The 17,009-nt window shown below is 70.1% G+C and carries 12 protein-coding genes; 10 read left to right on the forward strand and 2 right to left on the reverse strand.

Features of this window, described 5'->3' with window-relative positions; translation table 11 throughout:
• Window positions 1-237 precede the first annotated feature (237 nt).
• The 3 genes from BR39_RS0113240 (at window position 238) to BR39_RS0113250 (ending at window position 4,141) form a co-directional block, all read left to right on the forward strand.
• Window positions 238-438, forward strand: coding sequence for a hypothetical protein (locus tag BR39_RS0113240; RefSeq protein WP_156035765.1), 201 nt, complete (start codon window positions 238-240; stop codon window positions 436-438).
• 174 nt (window positions 439-612) lie between these two features.
• On the forward strand, window positions 613-3,579 hold the full coding sequence (locus BR39_RS0113245; RefSeq protein WP_029912559.1) for a hypothetical protein: 2,967 nt from the start codon (window positions 613-615) through the stop codon (window positions 3,577-3,579).
• A 1-nt stretch (window position 3,580) separates the two neighbouring features.
• The gene (locus BR39_RS0113250) at window positions 3,581-4,141 is read left to right on the forward strand and encodes a sugar transferase (protein WP_029912562.1); all 561 of its coding nucleotides are present in this window, start codon (window positions 3,581-3,583) and stop codon (window positions 4,139-4,141) included.
• Here the strand turns inward: BR39_RS0113250 and BR39_RS0113255 are convergent.
• Together BR39_RS0113255 and BR39_RS0113260 are read right to left on the reverse strand one after the other, a co-directional pair.
• Window positions 4,138-5,580 carry a mannitol dehydrogenase family protein gene (locus BR39_RS0113255; RefSeq protein WP_029912565.1) on the reverse strand — a complete coding sequence of 481 codons (1,443 nt, stop codon included), beginning with the start codon at window positions 5,578-5,580 and terminating at the stop codon, window positions 4,138-4,140. The two genes, BR39_RS0113250 and BR39_RS0113255, sit on opposite strands and share 4 nt — an antisense overlap.
• A complete protein-coding gene (locus tag BR39_RS0113260) occupies window positions 5,577-7,100 on the reverse strand; it encodes an altronate dehydratase family protein (RefSeq protein WP_029912569.1) in 1,524 nt (507 codons plus the stop codon). Before BR39_RS0113260 ends, BR39_RS0113255 begins: the two co-directional genes overlap by 4 nt.
• Before the next feature lie 185 nt (window positions 7,101-7,285).
• Here BR39_RS0113260 and BR39_RS0113265 point away from each other — a divergent pair, with 185 nt between their 5' ends.
• The 7 genes from BR39_RS0113265 to BR39_RS0113295 all read left to right on the forward strand — a co-directional run bounded on the left by BR39_RS0113265 (window position 7,286) and on the right by BR39_RS0113295 (window position 17,002).
• Window positions 7,286-8,341: a LacI family DNA-binding transcriptional regulator gene (locus BR39_RS0113265; protein ID WP_029912571.1), complete on the forward strand. Its 1,056-nt coding sequence runs from the start codon at window positions 7,286-7,288 to the stop codon at window positions 8,339-8,341.
• A gap of 117 nt (window positions 8,342-8,458) precedes the next feature.
• On the forward strand, window positions 8,459-9,925 hold the full coding sequence (gene uxaC / locus BR39_RS0113270) for a glucuronate isomerase (RefSeq protein WP_029912574.1): 1,467 nt from the start codon (window positions 8,459-8,461) through the stop codon (window positions 9,923-9,925).
• 18 nt (window positions 9,926-9,943) lie between these two features.
• On the forward strand, window positions 9,944-10,786 hold the full coding sequence (gene kduI, locus BR39_RS0113275; RefSeq protein ID WP_029912577.1) for a 5-dehydro-4-deoxy-D-glucuronate isomerase: 843 nt from the start codon (window positions 9,944-9,946) through the stop codon (window positions 10,784-10,786).
• Between the two features lie 153 nt (window positions 10,787-10,939).
• Entirely contained in the window at window positions 10,940-11,710 is a 771-nt protein-coding gene (gene kduD / locus BR39_RS0113280) for a 2-dehydro-3-deoxy-D-gluconate 5-dehydrogenase KduD (protein ID WP_029912580.1), read from the forward strand.
• 195 nt (window positions 11,711-11,905) lie between these two features.
• Window positions 11,906-14,641, forward strand: a complete 2,736-nt coding sequence (gene ppc, locus BR39_RS0113285; protein ID WP_029912582.1) for a phosphoenolpyruvate carboxylase — start codon at window positions 11,906-11,908, stop codon at window positions 14,639-14,641.
• A gap of 573 nt (window positions 14,642-15,214) precedes the next feature.
• The gene (locus BR39_RS0113290; RefSeq protein ID WP_029912584.1) at window positions 15,215-15,889 is read left to right on the forward strand and encodes a bifunctional 4-hydroxy-2-oxoglutarate aldolase/2-dehydro-3-deoxy-phosphogluconate aldolase; all 675 of its coding nucleotides are present in this window, start codon (window positions 15,215-15,217) and stop codon (window positions 15,887-15,889) included.
• Between the two features lie 6 nt (window positions 15,890-15,895).
• On the forward strand, window positions 15,896-17,002 hold the full coding sequence (locus BR39_RS0113295) for a sugar kinase (RefSeq protein WP_029912585.1): 1,107 nt from the start codon (window positions 15,896-15,898) through the stop codon (window positions 17,000-17,002).
• The last annotated feature ends 7 nt before the right edge of the window (window positions 17,003-17,009 follow it).

The raw sequence follows: 17,009 nt of genomic DNA on the forward strand, positions 1-17,009 counted from the left end.
AAACGCTTATCCGCAAATGGAAAGCTCCGCCGACGCACGGAGGCGCGGCGACGGAAGGGGGGATGTTGGTCGTGGACCTAGGTCCCGGGGGGCGAGCGGGCAAGGCGGGGAAATCTGCAGGCGCTGTGAGCTTCGATGGCGCCACGCGGCGGGAGCGGGGCCTTTCATGACCAAAAGTTCACTCGCCTCCCGCGACGAACCGCCGCATAACGCCGCTATCGGAAAATGGGCTTCCCGATGTCCTCCCTGGCTGAATTCATCGCCGCGATCGTGCTCTGGCTGTCGTCGATGGCGCTTTGCCAGTTCGGCATGGCCGTCGAGCATCGCGCCAAGGAGCCGCCCAAGGCCGAACGGGTCATCGCCCGCTCGCCCCGCCAGCAGGCCGTCCAGACCATCGAGCGCTGTCCCAAGCTGCATCGGACCGAGGTCAGCGCCTAGGATCGCGCCTGGGTCCCGGACGCGCCAACCCCTTCGCCAGATTGGAAAACCGGCGGAACCCGCTATGCGGGCCGGCTTTTCGCCGCTAGGTTTATTCGTTGCGTGCGAGAGGGGCGTCCGCGCGGCGATGTTCATCCGGCCCCGAGCCGTTTCGCCCTGGGACTATGGCTGCGTATGAAGCCCAAGAAGCGCCAACCGCTTGATTTCACCGGCATTCCCGTGGAGCCGCCGGTCGATGACGTCGATCGCGCCATCGAGGCGGAAGCCGAACCCGATGCGGACGCGCCGGTCAGTGAACCGGACCTGGACCTCGATATAGCCGCCGTTCCCGACGCGTCGGCCCCGCCGATTCTCGACCGTGGTCCGCTGGACCTCGGGCCCGAACCCGCGCCGGAGCCGCCCGCGGCCCCCGCGCCGCAGACCTCGCGCGCCAGCGCGCGCCGCGGCTTCTTCGGCTCTGCGTCCAAGCCGGCGCCCAAGTCCGAGCCTGAACCCGAAGCCCAACCTGAATCCAAGGCCTTCGAACCGGTCGAACCGCCGACGGTCGAAGCCGTCGATCCCGAGCCGGAAGCGGTGATCGAGCCGGCGCCGCCGCCGAAGTCGAACTTCAAGCCGCCCGAACCGGAAGCCGATCCAGCGCCGTTCACCCCGGCCCGGGGCCGGCGCAGCGCGCCGGTCGAGGCCGAGCCCCTGGCTCCGCTGCCGTCGTTCCTGACCGCGCCGGTCGCCAGCCAGGCGGCCCAGCCGCCGGCCCCGGTCGTCGAGCCGGAACCGCCGGCTCCGTCCAAGCGGTTCGAGGCGGCGGTGTCCAAGCCGCGCGAGACGGCGCCGGCCGCGCCCGAGACGCCCGTCACCACGCTGTCGACGGCCCGCGAAGGCAAGAAGCCGATGCCGGCGCCGCTGTTCTGGAGCCTGGCGGTCGCCGCCGCGGCGCTGTGGACCCTGGGCCCGATCGCCTTCGCGCTAGGTTACGGCGCGGGCGTGCCCGCCCTGAAGGTCGACCAGTTCGCCCTGACCGTGTTCGCGGCCCTGGCCGTCGGGCCGGCCGTCTTCACCCTGCTGGGCGCCTACATGCTGCGCCAGGCCATGGGCGTCTCCGCCGAGCTGAAGCACAGCCGGACCGTGACCGACCGCCTGGTCACCCCCGCCGCCCTGGCCGCGGCCGGGGTCGACGGCATGGTCGAGCGCATCCGCGGCCAGATCGACGCGGCCACCGCCGCCGCCGAGGACGCCCGCAACCGCGTCCAGGAACTGCGCGAGGCCCTGGCCGAGGAGACCCTCGCCCTGGCCCAGACCACCAGCGAGTCCGCCCGCATGGTGCAGCAGCTGTCCGAGGGCCTGGGTCACGAGCGCCAGGCCATGCACGCCCTGTCGACCACGCTGGACGCCCAGTCCACGGCGGTGGTCGACGCCATCGGCAGCCAGGCGCGCATGGTCGCCGAGGCGTCCGACCTGGCCGAGACCCAGCTGCGCGAGGCCGAAGCCGCCCTGGCCGCCCGCGCCGCCGACCTGGCCGCCGCCGCCGCCGAGGCGTCGGACGCCGCCCGCGTCGGGGCCGAGGACCTGTCGCGCCAGATCGCCCGCCTGGAGACCGCCGGCCAAGGCGTCGGCGACCAGATGGGCGCCGTCGAGCGCACCCTGGCGTCCCAGCGCGCCGCGCTGGTCGCCGCCAGCCAGCAGCTGCGCACCGACCAGGAGGATTTCGCCGCCGAGAGCGAGACCCGCACCGCCCAGCTCACCGAGTTCATCGGCCACACCCGCGCCGGCGCCACCGAGATGAGCGACATGGCGGCCATGGGGGCCGAGGTACTGCGCGGCCTGATCGGTTCGGCGGCCCAGCAGCTGCGTGAAGTCGCCGAGACCGCCCGCGCCGAGCGCGAGGCCCTGGCGGCCGAGACCTCCAGCGCCATCGCCGCCCTGGCCAGCGCCGCCGGCGGCCAGCGCGCCGACCTGGAAACGGCCCTGGCCCAGGCCATGGAAGCCATGGCCGAGGCGGCCCGCAAGGCCAACGAAGGCGTCGAGCTGCGCGTCGAGGCCGCCCGCATCCGCGTCGACCAGCTGAACGAGATCGCCTTCGCCGCCGGCCAGAAGGCCGACACGGTGTTCGAGTCCCGCATGGACGAGGCCCGCGACCTGATCGAGCAGTCGGCCCAGGTGGTCGAGCAGGCCGGCGCCCGCACCGCCCAGAAGCTGTCCGAAGCGGTCGAGACCGCGCGCGGCACGATCACCGAGATGGAGGCCATGCTGGCCGACGTCGGCCGCCGCACCGCCGACCTGCCCGCCGAGGCCCTGGCCCGCGCCAACGAGGTCCGGGCCCAGATCGAGCAGGGCATCGAGGACCTCCGCACCTCCGCCCGCCGGACCGCCGAGGAGACCGCGGCGATCGACCAGGCCTTCCAGGAGCGGGTCCGCCGCAACTACGACATGCTCAGCGAGGCCGTCGGCCGGATGGGCGCCGTCCAGCCTCCCGCCGCCACGCCGTCCCGCGCGCCGCCGCCACTGAACCGTCAGGTCCAAGCCGCCGCGCCGCCGCCGCCGTCTCCGCCGCAGTCCACGCCGGCCCCAAGGCCCGCCAACGAGCCCAGCGCCGAGGAGGCCGGGCTGCGGCCGCGCCTGCGTCTGACGCCGACCGCCACCGACGACGAATTCCGCTCGGTGTTCGACGCTGCCGGCGGTCGCAACGCCGCGCCGTCCGCGCCCGCCGAGCGGGCCGAACCGCAGCAGGGCGGCGGCCTGTCGTGGCGCAACCTGCTGTCGGGCCTGGAGAGCGCCGCCCCCGGCGACGCCGCCTTGGGCGAGAAGATGGCCGGCGAGATCCTGGCCATGGGCATCGATCCGACGGCCCTGCTGCCCCGCGCCCGCATCGACGAGATCGCCGCCACGATCCAGACCCACGACGAGGGCGCATCGCGCGAGGTGGTCAAGAAGCTGGCCCCGGCCGCCATCCGCCGGCTGGTCCGCCGCCTGTTCTCCGACGCGGGGCTGCGGGCCGACGCCGAGCGCTTCCTGCGCCGCTACGCCGGCATGATGGACGAGGCGTCCGAGCAGGACCGCGAGGGCTTCCTGGTGGCGGCGCTGCTGTCGTCCGACGCCGGCCGCGCCTATCTGCTGCTGGACGCGGCCTTCGGGGACCTGGCCTAGGGTGAAGCGCCTGTTCGACGCGGCGGCGTCAGGTGCGGCGCTGCTGCTGCTGGCCGTGCCGCTGCTGGTCGTGGCGGCGGTGGTGCGCCTGACCTCGCCGGGGCCGGCGCTCTACTGGTCGCAGCGGGTGGGGCGCGGCAACGCCCTGTTCGCCATGCCCAAGTTCCGCACCATGCGGATCGACACGCCCGAGGTCGCCACCCACCTGCTGGCCGATCCCGACCGCTGGCTGACGCCGCCGGGGGCTTTCCTGCGCAAGACCAGCATCGACGAGCTGCCGCAGCTGTGGAGCGTGCTGGTCGGCGACATGAGCCTGGTCGGCCCGCGCCCCGCGCTGTTCAACCAGCACGATCTCGTGGCGCTGCGCACCGAAGCCGGCGTCGAGGCGCTGCGGCCCGGCGTCACCGGCTGGGCGCAGATCAACGGCCGCGACGAGATCGCCATTCCGGAGAAGGTGGCCCTGGACGCCGAATACCTCCGACGCCAGGGGTTCTGGTTCGACCTGACGATCCTGGTGCGGACGGTCCTGCCCGTGGTGACGGGCCGGGGCGTCACCCGCTAGGCGAGGTCGCCGTACGCCGTCTCCAGCGCCGCCACGAAGGTCGCGTTGCTCGCCAGGTCGCGGCTGAACACCGGCTCCAGCTTCAGGAACTGCGCCACGTCGGCCTTGGCGTCGCCGGTGCAGGCGGCGGCCGTGTCGACCAGGCGGTCGGCCAGCGGGTCGACGATCTTGACGCCCTCGGCGACGCGGCGGCGGACGAAGTGCATCCAGGCCGCCAGGGGCAGGGCCAGGCGGTCGACAGGCCGGCCGGCCGCCAGGGCGTCGGCGACGGTGCCCAGGATGCGGAACGGCAGCTTCTGCGAGCCGTCCCAGGCGATCTGGCTGAGCAGGTGGCGGATCTCGGGATTGCGGAACCGGCCCAGGATCGCCTGGGCGTAGGCCTGTAGGTCCAGGCCGCGCGGCGCGGTCAGGGTCGGGATGATGTCCTGGACCATCAGGTCCTCGGCGATCCTGGCCAGCGCCGGATCGCTGATCGCCTCGAACACCGTCTCATGGCCCTTCAGCAGGCCGGCGTAGGCGATGGTCGAGTGGACGCCGTTCAGCAGGCGCAGCTTGGCGCGCTCGAAGCCGCGCACGTCGTCGGTCAGGGTGACGCCGACCGACGCCAGGTCCGGGGCGTTGTCGCCCAGCACGTCCTCGACGACCCACTGGGTGAAGGCCTCGCGCTGGATCGGCCAGGCGTCGGTCAGGCCGGTGGCGGCCTCGACCCGGGCCCGCAGGGCGTCGTCGGTGGCGGGGGTGATGCTGTCGACCATGGTGCGCGGGAAGCGGCCCTCGGCCTCGATCCAGGCGGCCAGGGCGGGGTCGATCGCCTCGGCGAAGGCGACGACGGCCGCCTTCAGGCGCCAGCCGTTGTCGGCGAGGTTGTCGCAGGCCACCACGGCGTAGGGCGGCAGGCCCACCTGATGGCGGCGACGCAGGCCCTCGACCACGTAGCCGACGGCGCTGACCGGCGCGCGGGGGTGCTCCAGGTCGTGGACGATGTCGGGATGGGCCGTGTCCAGCTTGCCGTCGCCGGTCAGGCAGTAGCCCTTCTCGGTGACGGTCAGGGTGACCATGCGGGTGTCCGGCGCGGCCAGGCGGGCGAAGACCGACGGCGGGTCCTCCGGCGCGACCAGCACCTCCAGGATCGAGCCGACCACGCGGAAGGTGGTCTCGGCGTCCAGCTGGGCCAGGGTGTAGAGGCCGTCCTGCGGCTGCAGGGCGTCGCGGACGCCGGGGCTCTTCAGCGACACGGCGCAGATCCCCCAGCGCGGGTCCTTGGCCAGCAGCTGGTCGAAATAGAAGGCCTGGTGGGCGCGGTGGAAGGCGCCGGGGCCGAAATGCACGACGCCGACCGTGACCTTGTCGCGGTCGTAGGCGGGCAGGACTACGCCCGGGACGGCGGCCGGATAGCTGACGGCGTTGAGGCGGAGAGGACGGGAAAGGGTGTCGGTCACAGAGTAACGCCTTGCTTCCAGATGGCGATTTCACGCTCGCCGTTGAGTTCGGCCTTGGTCGGCTGGCCCGAGGCCGTGGCCACGACCAGGTCCATCAGGGAGTCGGCCGCCGCGTCCATGGTCTGGCCCGATAGCACGACCCCGGCGTCGAAATCGATCCAGCCCGGCTTGCGGGCGGCCAGGGCCGAGTTCGAGGCGATCTTCAGGGTGGGGGCGGGGAAGCCCAGCGGGGTGCCGCGACCGGTGGTGAACAGGATCACCGTCGCCCCGGCCGCCGTCAGGGCGGTGGACGAGACCGCGTCGTTGCCCGGGGCCTCCAGCAGGGTCAGGCCGTGCGGTCCGACCTGCTCGCCGTAGCGCAGCACCTCGACCAGCGGCGCGCGGCCGCCCTTCTGCACCGCGCCCAGGGACTTCTCCTCCAGCGTGGTGATGCCGCCGGCGATGTTGCCGGGCGAGGGGTTCTCGTAGATCGGCTGGTGGTTGTCGATGAAGTAGCGCTTGAAGTCGTCGATCACCCCGACGGCCTCGTCGAACACCTGGCGGGTCGCGGCGCGGGCCAGCAGCACGCCCTCGGCGCCGAACACCTCGGGGATCTCGGTCAGCACCGGCGTGCCGCCGGCGTCGGAGACCTTGTCGGCGATGCGGCCGACCAGCGGGTTGGCGGTGACGCCCGAGAAGCCGTCGGAGCCGCCGCACTTGAGGCCGACGACCAGTTCCGACAACGGGGCCGGTTCGCGGCGGTCCTTCTCGGCGATGGCGACCAGGGCCTCGACGGCGTCCAGCCCGTCCTCCAGCTCGTCCTCGACCATCTGGGTGGTGAACGAGCGCAGGCGTTCGGGGTCCAGGCCCGGCGCGGACTCCAGCAGGGCCTTCAGCTGGTTGTTCTCGCAGCCCAGGCCCAGGATCAGCACGCCGCCGGCGTTGGGGTGGGCGGCCAGGCCGGCGATCAGCTTGCGGGTGTGGGTCAGGTCGTCGCCGAGCTGCGAGCAGCCGAACGGATGGGGGAAGGCGAAGACGCCGTCCACGCGGCCGGCGAAGCGGGCGTTGGCCTTCTCGGCGATGCGCCGGGCGGTGTTGGCCACGCAGCCCACGGTGCACAGCACCCAGATCTCGTTGCGGGTGCCGACCCGGCCGTTCTTGCGGCGGTAGCCCAGGAAGGTCCCGGCCGGCGGCGGAGCGTGCGGCTCGGGATGGGCGTCGGCGTAGACGAAGTCCTCGACGCCCGACAGCCGGGTCTCGACGTTATGAACGTGCACGTGGTCGCCGACGGCGATGTCGGCCGTGGCCCGGCCGATCGGCCAGCCGTACTTCAGCACGTCGTCGCCAGCGCTGGCAGGACGCACCGCGATCTTGTGGCCCTTGGGGATGTCGACGCGGGCGACGATCGCCTGGCCGTGCAGGTCCAGGGTTTCACCGGCGACGAGGTCGCGCAGGGCCGTCGCCACGTGGTCGCGCGGATCGACGCCGTGGATCGATTCGGAGGGACTGGAGGTCGGGTCGACGATCAAAGCCTTGGTCATTGGAACTTTTCGTGCTGCCATCCCGTCTGTACGGCGGGGAAACCGGTGTCACCATAGGGCAAATACGCCCGGTGGTGCAGTTGTAGCGACGCCGCCGTGCGATAGAGTATGACAAAACAAAACAACGATCGCCGCATGGAAACGCTTTGACCTCGTCCAAATCCCCGTTGCCGGAGACTGACGGCATGGAAAACGACGCCGCTCTCGACGGCGGCCTCGAAGGCGGCCGCAAGCGCGCCACGATCAACGACATCGCCCGTCTGGCCGGCGTGTCGAAGAAGACCGTGTCGCGCGTCATCAACCAGTCGCCGTTCGTGCGTGACGAGACCCGCGAGCGCATCGAGGCGGTGATCGCCGAGTGGGGCTATGCGCCCGATCCCCAGGCCCGGGGCCTGGCGTTCCGCCGTTCGTTCCTGATCGGCATGATCTACGACAACCCCAACCCGCAATATGTCGTGAACATGCAGCTGGGCCTGCTGGACGGCATCCGCGGCTCGGGCTTCGAGCTGGTGGTCCACCCGTGCGACCGCTCCAGCCCCACCTTCCTGCAGGACATCCGCACCTTCATCGAGCGCCAGAAGCTGTTCGGCGTCGTGCTGCCGCCCTCGGTGTCGGAAGACGAGCGGGTGGCCAAGCTGCTGCGCGAAATCGGCTGCGAGTACATCCGCATCGCCTCGGTCGAGCTGGACAAGCCCGAGCACATGATCGTCGGCCACGACCGCCTGGGCGGCGAGGCCATGGGGGCCTATCTGGTCGAGCTGGGCCATCGCGAGATCGGCTTCATCAGCGGCCTGCCCAGCTTCCGGTCGTCGCACGAGCGGCGAGGGGGCTTCGAGGACGCGCTCAACAAGGCCGGGCTGGAGCTGAAGCCCGACTATGTCGTCCAGGGCGCCTACACCTTCGAGTCGGGCCTGGCCTGCGGCGAAACGCTGCTGGCCAAGACGCCCCGGCCCACTGCGATCTTCGCCGGCAACGACGAAATGGCGGCCGGCGTCCTGCAGGCGGCGCGACGCGCGGGGCTGCAGGTGCCGACCGACGTGACCGTGGTCGGGTTCGACGACTTCCAGATCGCCCAGGCCGTCTGGCCGCCGCTGACCACCATCCACATCCCCACCCGCGAGGTGGGCCGGATCGCGGCCGAGAAACTGATCGGCGCGGCGGTCCGCGAGAAGCGTGACCCCAACAGCACGATCCCCTATCTGGTGGTTCGCGACTCGTCCGGCGCCCCGCCTGCAAGGTAGGGTGGAAGGCACGATCGCGGCGGCGCCTTTGGCTTGCATGGCGCCATGACACCGGTTACCAAGCGCGTCGAAAACGGCCCGCGGAAGCCGTCGGCGGAGTAGGGAGTAGATGACGCCATGACCCGGCCTCTGGTTTTTCACGACGACCGCCTGTTCCCGGCCGACGAGCGCACGCGGGGGATCGCCCGGGCGCTGTACGGCCAGGTCAAGAACCTGCCGATCATCAGCCCGCACGGCCATACCGATCCGGCCTGGTTCGCGACCAATGCCCCGTTCGAGGACGCCACCGATCTGTTGCTGGCGCCGGACCACTATCTCTTCCGCATGCTCTACAGCCAGGGCGTCTCGCTGGACGCGCTGAAGGTGCGCTCCAAGGCCGGGGTGCCCAGCACCGACCCGCGCGAGGCCTGGCGGCTGCTGGCCCAGAACTTCCACCTCTTCCGCGGCACGCCCTCGTGGCTGTGGCTCAACCACGTGTTCAGCCAGGTGTTCGGGATCAAAGTGTTCCTGAGCGCGGAGACCTCCGACCTCTATTTCGACACCATCAACGAGGCCCTGGCCACCGAGGCGTTCCGGCCCCGGGCCCTCTTCGACCGCTTCAATATCGAGACCCTGGCCACCACCGAGGGCCCGCAGGATCGGCTCGAGCACCACAAGGCCATCCGCGAGAGCGGCTGGGGCGGCCACGTGGTCACCGCCTATCGCCCCGACGCGGTCATCGACTTCGAGGATGAGCGCTTCGGCCGCTCGTTCGAGCGCTTCGCCGAGGTCTCGGGCCAGGACGTCACGACCTGGAAGGGCTATCTGGAAGGCCACCGGGTGCGCCGCCAGGCCTTCATCGCCGCCGGGGCCACGTCTTCGGACCACGGCCACCCGACCGCCGCCACCGCCGACCTGTCGGCCGTCGAGGCCGAGGCCCTGTTCCAGAGCCTGCTGAAGGGCGATGTCACCCCGGCCAAGGCCGAGCTGTTCCGCGCCCAGATGCTGACCGAGATGGCCCGCATGAGCCTGGACGACGGCCTGGTCATGCAGATCCACCCCGGCTCGCACCGCAACCACAATGTCGGGCTTCTGGCCAGCCACGGCCGCGACAAGGGCGCCGACATCCCCATGCGCACCGAATATGTCGAGGCGCTCAAGCCGCTGCTGACCAAGTTCGGCAACGACCCGCGCCTGTCGATCATCCTCTTCACCCTGGACGAGACGGTCTACAGCCGCGAGCTGGCCCCGCTGGCCGGCCACTATCCGGTGCTGAAGCTGGGCCCGTCCTGGTGGTTCCACGACAGCCCCGAGGGCATGATGCGGTTCCGCGAGCAGGTCACCGAGACGGCCGGCTTCTACAACACCGTCGGCTTCAACGACGACACCCGCGCCTTCCTCTCCATCCCCGCCCGCCACGACGTGGCCCGCCGCGTCGACAGCGCCTTCCTGGCCCGCATGGTCGCCGAGCACCGCATGGACGAGGTCGAGGCCGCCGAGCTCATCGTCGACCTCACCTACACCCTGCCCAAACGCGCCTACAAACTCGACCAACGGCCCGACTGGGCCCGGCCCGTCGCGCCCCTCAAACACGCCGCTGAATAGATTTTCCGGAGCTTCCAGATGTTCACCAAGACCTACCACGCCACTCACCCGGACATGATGCTCGCGGTCAGCAACGACGACCTGCGCGATCGCTACCTGATGGAAGGCCTGTTCCAGGACGGTAAGATCGTCCTGACCTACAACCACGCCGAACGCTTCGTCGTCGGCGGCGTGGTGGCAACCTCGGCCGTCAAGCTGCCCGACCAGACCGAGCCCGCCTCGGCCGCCGGCCACCCGTTCCTGGAACGCCGCGAGCTGGGTGTGATCAATGTCGGCGACACCACCGGCAAGATCACCGTCGACGGCGTGGCCTACGAGATCGTCCCGCGTGACGGCCTGTACGTCACCATGGGCGCCAAGGACGTGACCTTCGAAGGCACGGGCGGCCAGGCCGCGCGCTTCTACCTGGTCAGCCTGCCGGCCCACGCCGCGTTCGAGACCAAGAAGCTGGCCTTCGCCGACGCCATCCCGCTGGAGCGCGGTGCGCTGGAGACTTCCAACGAGCGCACCATCTACCAGTACATCGTGCCGACCACCTGCAAGTCGGCCCAGCTGCTGCTGGGCATGACCGTGCTGAAGCCGGGCAGCGTCTGGAACACCATGCCGCCCCACCTGCACGACCGCCGCTCGGAAGCCTATTTCTACTTCGGCCTGGGCGAGAACGACCGGGTCTTCCACTACATGGGCGAGCCGGACGAGATGCGTCACATCGTGATCGCCAACGAGGAAGCCGTGATGAGCCCGCCGTGGTCGATCCACATGGGTTCGGGCACCGCCAACTACACCTTCATCTGGGCGATGGGCGGGGAGAACCTCGACTACACCGACATGAACGTGCTGGATATCTGCCAGCTGAAGTAGGAGCGGGGACCGCTCCACTTCGCCGCGGCCGTCATCCCGGCCGTGGCGGAGCCAAGAGCCGGGACCGCTGGACGCGCATGCGTTTCCGGCGGTCCCGGACCGGCCTTCCGGGCCGTCCGGGATGACAAGATTCAGGATCAGGAAGCACGCACCATGGCCAATCCGTTCAGCCTCGAAGGCAAGGTCGCCCTCGTCACCGGCGCCAACACCGGCATCGGCCAGGGGATCGCTGTCGCTTTGGCCAATGCGGGCGCGGACATCGCCGCCGCGGGCCGCAGCGAGCCCACGGAAACCAAGGCCCTGGTCGAGGCGACCGGCCGCAGGTTCCTGTCGATCAAGGCCGACTTCGGCTCGACCGAGCCGGTGCAGCGCGTGATCGACGAGACCGTCGCCGCCTTCGGCAAGATCGACATCCTGGTCAACAACGCCGGCATCATCCGCCGCGCCGACAGCATCGAGTTCACCGAGGCCGACTGGGACGCGGTGATGGACACCAACCTGAAGGTCGTCTTCTTCTTGACCCAGGCCTTCGCCCGGCAGGCGCTGAAGCAGGGGCCGGTGAACGGCGTGGCCGGCAAGGTGATCAACATCGCCTCGCTGCTGTCCTTCCAGGGCGGCATCCGCGTGCCGTCGTACACGGCCAGCAAGAGCGGCCTGGCCGGCCTGACCAAGATCCTGGCCAACGAGTGGGCGGCCAAGGGCATCAACGTCAACGCCATCGCCCCCGGCTATTTCGACACCAACAACACCGAGGCCCTGCGCAACGACGCCGACCGCAACGCCTCGATCCTGGCCCGCATCCCGGCCGGCCGCTGGGGCCAACCGGGCGACCTGGGCGGGGCCGCCGTGTTCCTGGCCTCGCCGGCCGCCGACTACGTCCAGGGCATCACCTTGCCCGTCGACGGGGGCTGGCTGGCCCGCTAGGGGCAGAAATCTGCGCAAAAGCGAATTTGGTACCGCAACCATTGCGCCGACCGCCTTTTCGCGGTCGGCAAAGCGCGGTAGAGGCGCCGCTGCGTCAGCAAGGGCCCCCGAGAAGAGCTCGCACAAGGCTGGCGTTTCGTACGTTTCCATCCTGATGAACCGTCGCACGCTCGCGGCGGTCGCGGAGCTTCGCGCATGCCTCTGTCTCTTGGCTCGTCTCTTGGTGAGGGGGATCGTCCCACCAGCCGCCACGTGCGACAGAACGCCAATCTGCTCAGCGAGCTGCTGAACGAGGCGATCGCCTATCTGGACGGGCCCGAAGCCGCCGCCCTGGTGGCCAAGGCCCGCCGCGCGGCCTCGGCCGAGGACGTGGCCAACGGCGACGCCCCGGTGCTGGACAGCCTGTTCTCCGAGGTCTCCAGCGACCAGGCCATCTTCCTGGCCCGCGCCCTGGCCAGCCACTCGATGCTGGCCAATATCGGCGAGGACGTCGCCGGCCGCCGCCGCCACGCCGAGGGCGAGGCCGGGCCGGGCGATGATCGCCCCCGCACCCTGGTCGACGCCGTCAAGGCGCTGGTCGCCGAGGGCAAGTCGCCGGCCGAGCTGACCAAGGTCCTGGCCGCCATGAACGTGGTGCCGGTGCTGACCGCCCACCCGACCGAGGTGCGCCGCCGCAGCATGGTCGACCGCGAGACCGAGATCTCGCGCCTGATGGCCCTGCGCCGCCACCACCTGCCGCCGGCCATGGACGCCGAGATCCGCGAGCGCCTGTTCCGCGAGATCGCCCTGATGTGGCGGACGCGCCTGTACCGTCCCGAGCGGATCACCGTGAAGGACGAGATCCGCAACGCCCTGTCGATCGTCCGCACCTCGATCCTGCCGGCGGTCATCGACCTCTACGCCGACTGGTCGCAGCAGATCGGCGAGCACGGCCGGATGGCCCCGCTGCTGAAGATGGGCTCGTGGCTGGGCGGCGACCGCGACGGCCACCCCGGCGTCAACGGCGACACCCTGAAGCTGGCCTTCGCCTCGCAGTCGCGGGTGATCCTCGACTGGTACGCCGGCGAGGTGCGCAAGCTGTGGTCGAACCTGGCGGTTTCCACGGCCTACACGCCGGTCTCCGAGGAACTGCTGGCCCTGGCCGCCCAGACCCGGGATCCGTCGGTCCATCGCCTGGACGAGCCGTACCGCCTGGCCCTGGAGCTGGTGTTCGACCGCCTGACCGCCGTCTCGCAGAAGCTGACCGGCCAGCCGGTGGCCTTCGCCAACGGCACGACCGACGTCGAGCCCTACGGCCATCCGGACGCCTTCGTCGCCGACCTGAAGATCGTCATCGACAGCCTTGAGCGGCAGGGCGGCGAGCGCCTGGTCGGCTCGGCCCTGCGCACCCTGGTCGAGGTGGCCCAGGCCTGCGGCTTCCACCTGATGAGCCTGGACCTGCGCCAGAACGCCGACGTCCACGAGCGGACGCTGCACGAGCTGTTCCAGCGGGCCGGCACCGGGGTGAAGTACCTGGAGCTGGACGAGGAGGCCCGGTCCAAGCTGCTGATCGGCGAGCTGTCGCACCAGCGGCCCCTGGTCTCGCCGTTCACCGCCTACGGCGAGGAGACGACCAAGGAGCTGGCGACCATGGAGGCCGCCGCCCAGATGGTCCGCGACTACGGCCACGGCTGTCTCGGGGCCTATGTGATCTCCAAGTCCGCGACCCTGTCGGACATCCTGGAGCCCCTGGTCCTGCTCAAGCAGGTGGGCCTGGTCTGGGGCGGGGCCGCGCCGCGCGCCTCGGTCAAGATCAGCCCGCTGTTCGAGACCATCGGCGACCTGGAGAACGGCCCCCGCGTGCTGCGCCAGTGGCTGGAACTGCCGCTTTCCCGCACCATCCTGGGCGACCGGCCGGTGCAGGAGATCATGCTCGGCTATTCCGACAGCAACAAGGACGGCGGCTACGTGGCCAGCCGGCGCGGCGTGGCGCGCGGCGCTTCGGCCCTGGCCTTCGAGGCCGAGCGCATGGGCGTGGGCCTTCAGCTGTTCCATGGCCGCGGCGGCAGCGTCGGGCGGGGCGGGGGACCGGCCGCCGAGGCCGTGCTGGCCCAGCCGGCCGGCACCGTCCAGGGCCGTATCCGCATGACCGAGCAGGGCGAGATGATCGCCCGCCGCTTCGGCGACCAGCCGACCGCCCGCCGCAACCTCGACGGCCTGGCCGCCGCCGTGCTGATGGCCAGCGAGCGCGAGGCGTCCCGTCCGGACCCCAAGGTCGAGGCGGCCATGACCGCTCTGGCCGAGGCCTCGTTCCACGGCTTCCGCGCCCTGGTGTACGACGACCCGGCGTTCGAGGACTTCTTCTGGTCGGCCACGCCGATCGGCGAGATCGTCGGTCTGAACATCGGCAGCCGCCCGGCCAGCCGCACCGCCAGCCGCAAGATCGAGGACCTGCGGGCCATCCCGTGGGTGTTCAGCTGGTCGCAGGCCCGCTTCATGCTGCCCGGCTGGTACGGTTTCGCCTCGGGCGTCGAGCGGGCCGGGCTGTCCACGGGCCAGCTGCAGGACCTGGCCGGCGGCTTCGACTTCTTCGGGGCCCTGCTGTCGAACATGGAGCTGGCCCTGGCCCAGAGCCACATGGGCATCGCCGCCCGGTACAAGGACCTGTCGCCCGGCAAGGACGCCGCCCAGCGGATCTTCGACGCCATCCGCCGCGAGCACGACAGCGCCTCGGAGATCGCCCTGGCGATCCGCGGCGGCTCGGCCCTGCTCGACAACCAGCCCGAACTGGCGGAGTCGGTCGCCCTGGCCGGCCTGTCGGTCGACCCGCTGAACCACCTGCAGCTGGAGCTGCTGGCCCGCCGGCGGGCAGGGGACCAGGACGAAAACATCCGCCTGGCCATCCAGCTGACCGTCGCCGGCATCGCCGCGGGGTTGCGGAACACGGGGTGAGGGCAGGGGACGGCTTAGGGGACACACACTCACACGATGGCCTCGCCAGGACTGGCGGAATGCGCGCCGTGAGTGTGTGTCCCCACCTTGTTCCACTGTTTTTTCAACACCGCCGTCAAAACGGAAAACATCGTTTTGACGGCGCTTGCACAAGGCGTCGCTTCGGAGTAGATTCCTAAATGACACCGGTGGCAAAGTGGCCAGGCCACAATGACACCGGTATCACCTGACGTTTCGAACTGGCCTACCCAGTTCCAGGCGTCCGCGGCTCTTTCTGAGTTCGCTCCTGCGCAAACTTTCAGGGCGTCGAGCTTCGGCTCGGCGCCCTTTATTTGAGGGGCCGACGTGCAGCGACCAAAAGGGGGTTGCACGAAGGGCCCGGCGAGGGTGGAAACCCAGGGGTGGAAAACCAAGGACGACAGCAAGCGAATTGACGTTGGGGGAGCCTCGGGTGTGGCGTCGGTCGGCGACGCGGTCTAAACGGTCGCCCAGCGCCCAACGCGGCGAAATCTTCCACGCCGAAGCCCGCAAGCCGGGCCGCACGCAAGATCGATCCTTTGAGGAGCAGTACTGATGGTGAAAGACCGCATGGCCGTGCTGACGGCGCTGATGGACCAGGGCGTCATCCCGGTTTTCTATCACCCCGACGTCGAGGTCTGTAAGAAGGTGATCCAGGCCTGCGCCGACGGCGGCGCGCCCTGCATCGAATTCACCAACCGCGGCGACTTCGCCAGCCACGTCTTCTACGAAGTGACCCGTCACTTCGCCTCGGCCGATCCGCGCGTGATCATGGGCGTGGGCTCGATCGTCGACGCCCCGACCGCCGGCATCTACATCGCCAACGGCGCCAAGTTCGTGGTCGGCCCGATCCTCAACGCCGACGTCGCCAAGGTCTGCAACCGCCGCAAGATCCCGTATTCGCCGGGCTGCGGCTCGGCCTCGGAGATCTCGTACGCCGAGGAACTGGGCTGCGAGATCGTCAAGGTGTTCCCGGGTTCGTCGGTAGGCGGTCCCGACTTCGTCAAGGCGGTGCTGGGCCCGATGCCCTGGACCCGCATCATGCCGACCGGCGGCGTCGATCCCGACGAAGCCTCGGTCAAGAAGTGGTTCGGCGCGGGCATCGTCGCCGCCGGCATGGGCTCCAAGCTGATCACGCAGGAGCTGCTGGACGCCGGGGACTACGCCGGCATCACCAAGAAGGTCCGCGAGACGGTGGACCTGATCAAGAAGGTTCGTGGGAAGGCCTAAAGACCTATGACTGACAACATCCTCAACATCCGCCCGGCTTCGGAAACGAAGTGGGACTGCGCTTCCTTCGGTGAAGTGATGCTGCGCTTCGATCCCGGCTTCGGCCGGGTGCGCAACGCGCGTCAGTTCCAGGTCTGGGAAGGCGGCGGCGAATACAACGTCGCCCGCGCCTTCAAGAAGTGCTGGGGCAAGCGCTCGACGGCCGTCACCGCCCTGCCGGTGAACGACCTGGGGTGGCTGGTCGAGGATCTGATGATGCAGGGCGGCGTCGACACCTCCCACATCATCTGGCGCGACTTCGACGGCCTGGGCCGCAACACCCGCGTCGGCCTGAACTTCACCGAAAAGGGCTTCGGCGTCCGCCCGGCCCTGGGCTGCTCGGATCGTGGTCACTCGGCCGCCTCGCAGATCCGCCCCGGCGAAGTGAACTGGGAAAAGCTGTTCGGCGAAGAAGGCGTGCGCTGGTTCCACACCGGCGGCATCTTCGCGGCCCTGGCCTCGAACACGGCTGAAGCCGTGATCGAAGCCGTCGAAGTGGCCCGCAAGTACGGCACCGTGATCTCCTACGACCTCAACTACCGCGCCAGCCTGTGGAAGTCGCAGGGCGGCAAGGAAGGGGCCCAGAAGGTCAACCGCCACATCGCCCAGTACGTGGACGTGATGATCGGCAACGAAGAAGACTTCACCGCCTGCCTGGGCTTCGAAGTCGAGGGCCTGGACGAGCACATCAGCGCGATCGACCCGGCCAACTTCAAGAAGATGATCCAGACGGCCGTGAAGGAGTTCCCGAACTTCAAGGTCGCCGCCACCACCCTGCGCAACGCCAAGACCGCCTCGGTCAACGACTGGTCGGCGATCCTGTACGCCGGCGGCGAGTTCTACGCCTCGATGATGCGCGAGAACCTCGAGATCTACGACCGCGTCGGCGGCGGCGACGGCTTCGCCTCGGGCCTGGCTTTCGGCTTCATGGAAGGCAAGGGCCCCCAGGCCGCCGTCGAGTACGGCGCGGCTCACGGCGCCCTGGCCATGACCACCCCGGGCGACACCTCGATGGTGCGCCAGGCGGAAGTCGAGGCCGTGATGAAGGGCAAGGGCGCGCGGGTCATCCGCTAGTCTTCGC

This window comes from Caulobacter sp. UNC358MFTsu5.1, from assembly GCF_000712075.1.
Lineage (GTDB): Bacteria > Pseudomonadota > Alphaproteobacteria > Caulobacterales > Caulobacteraceae > Caulobacter.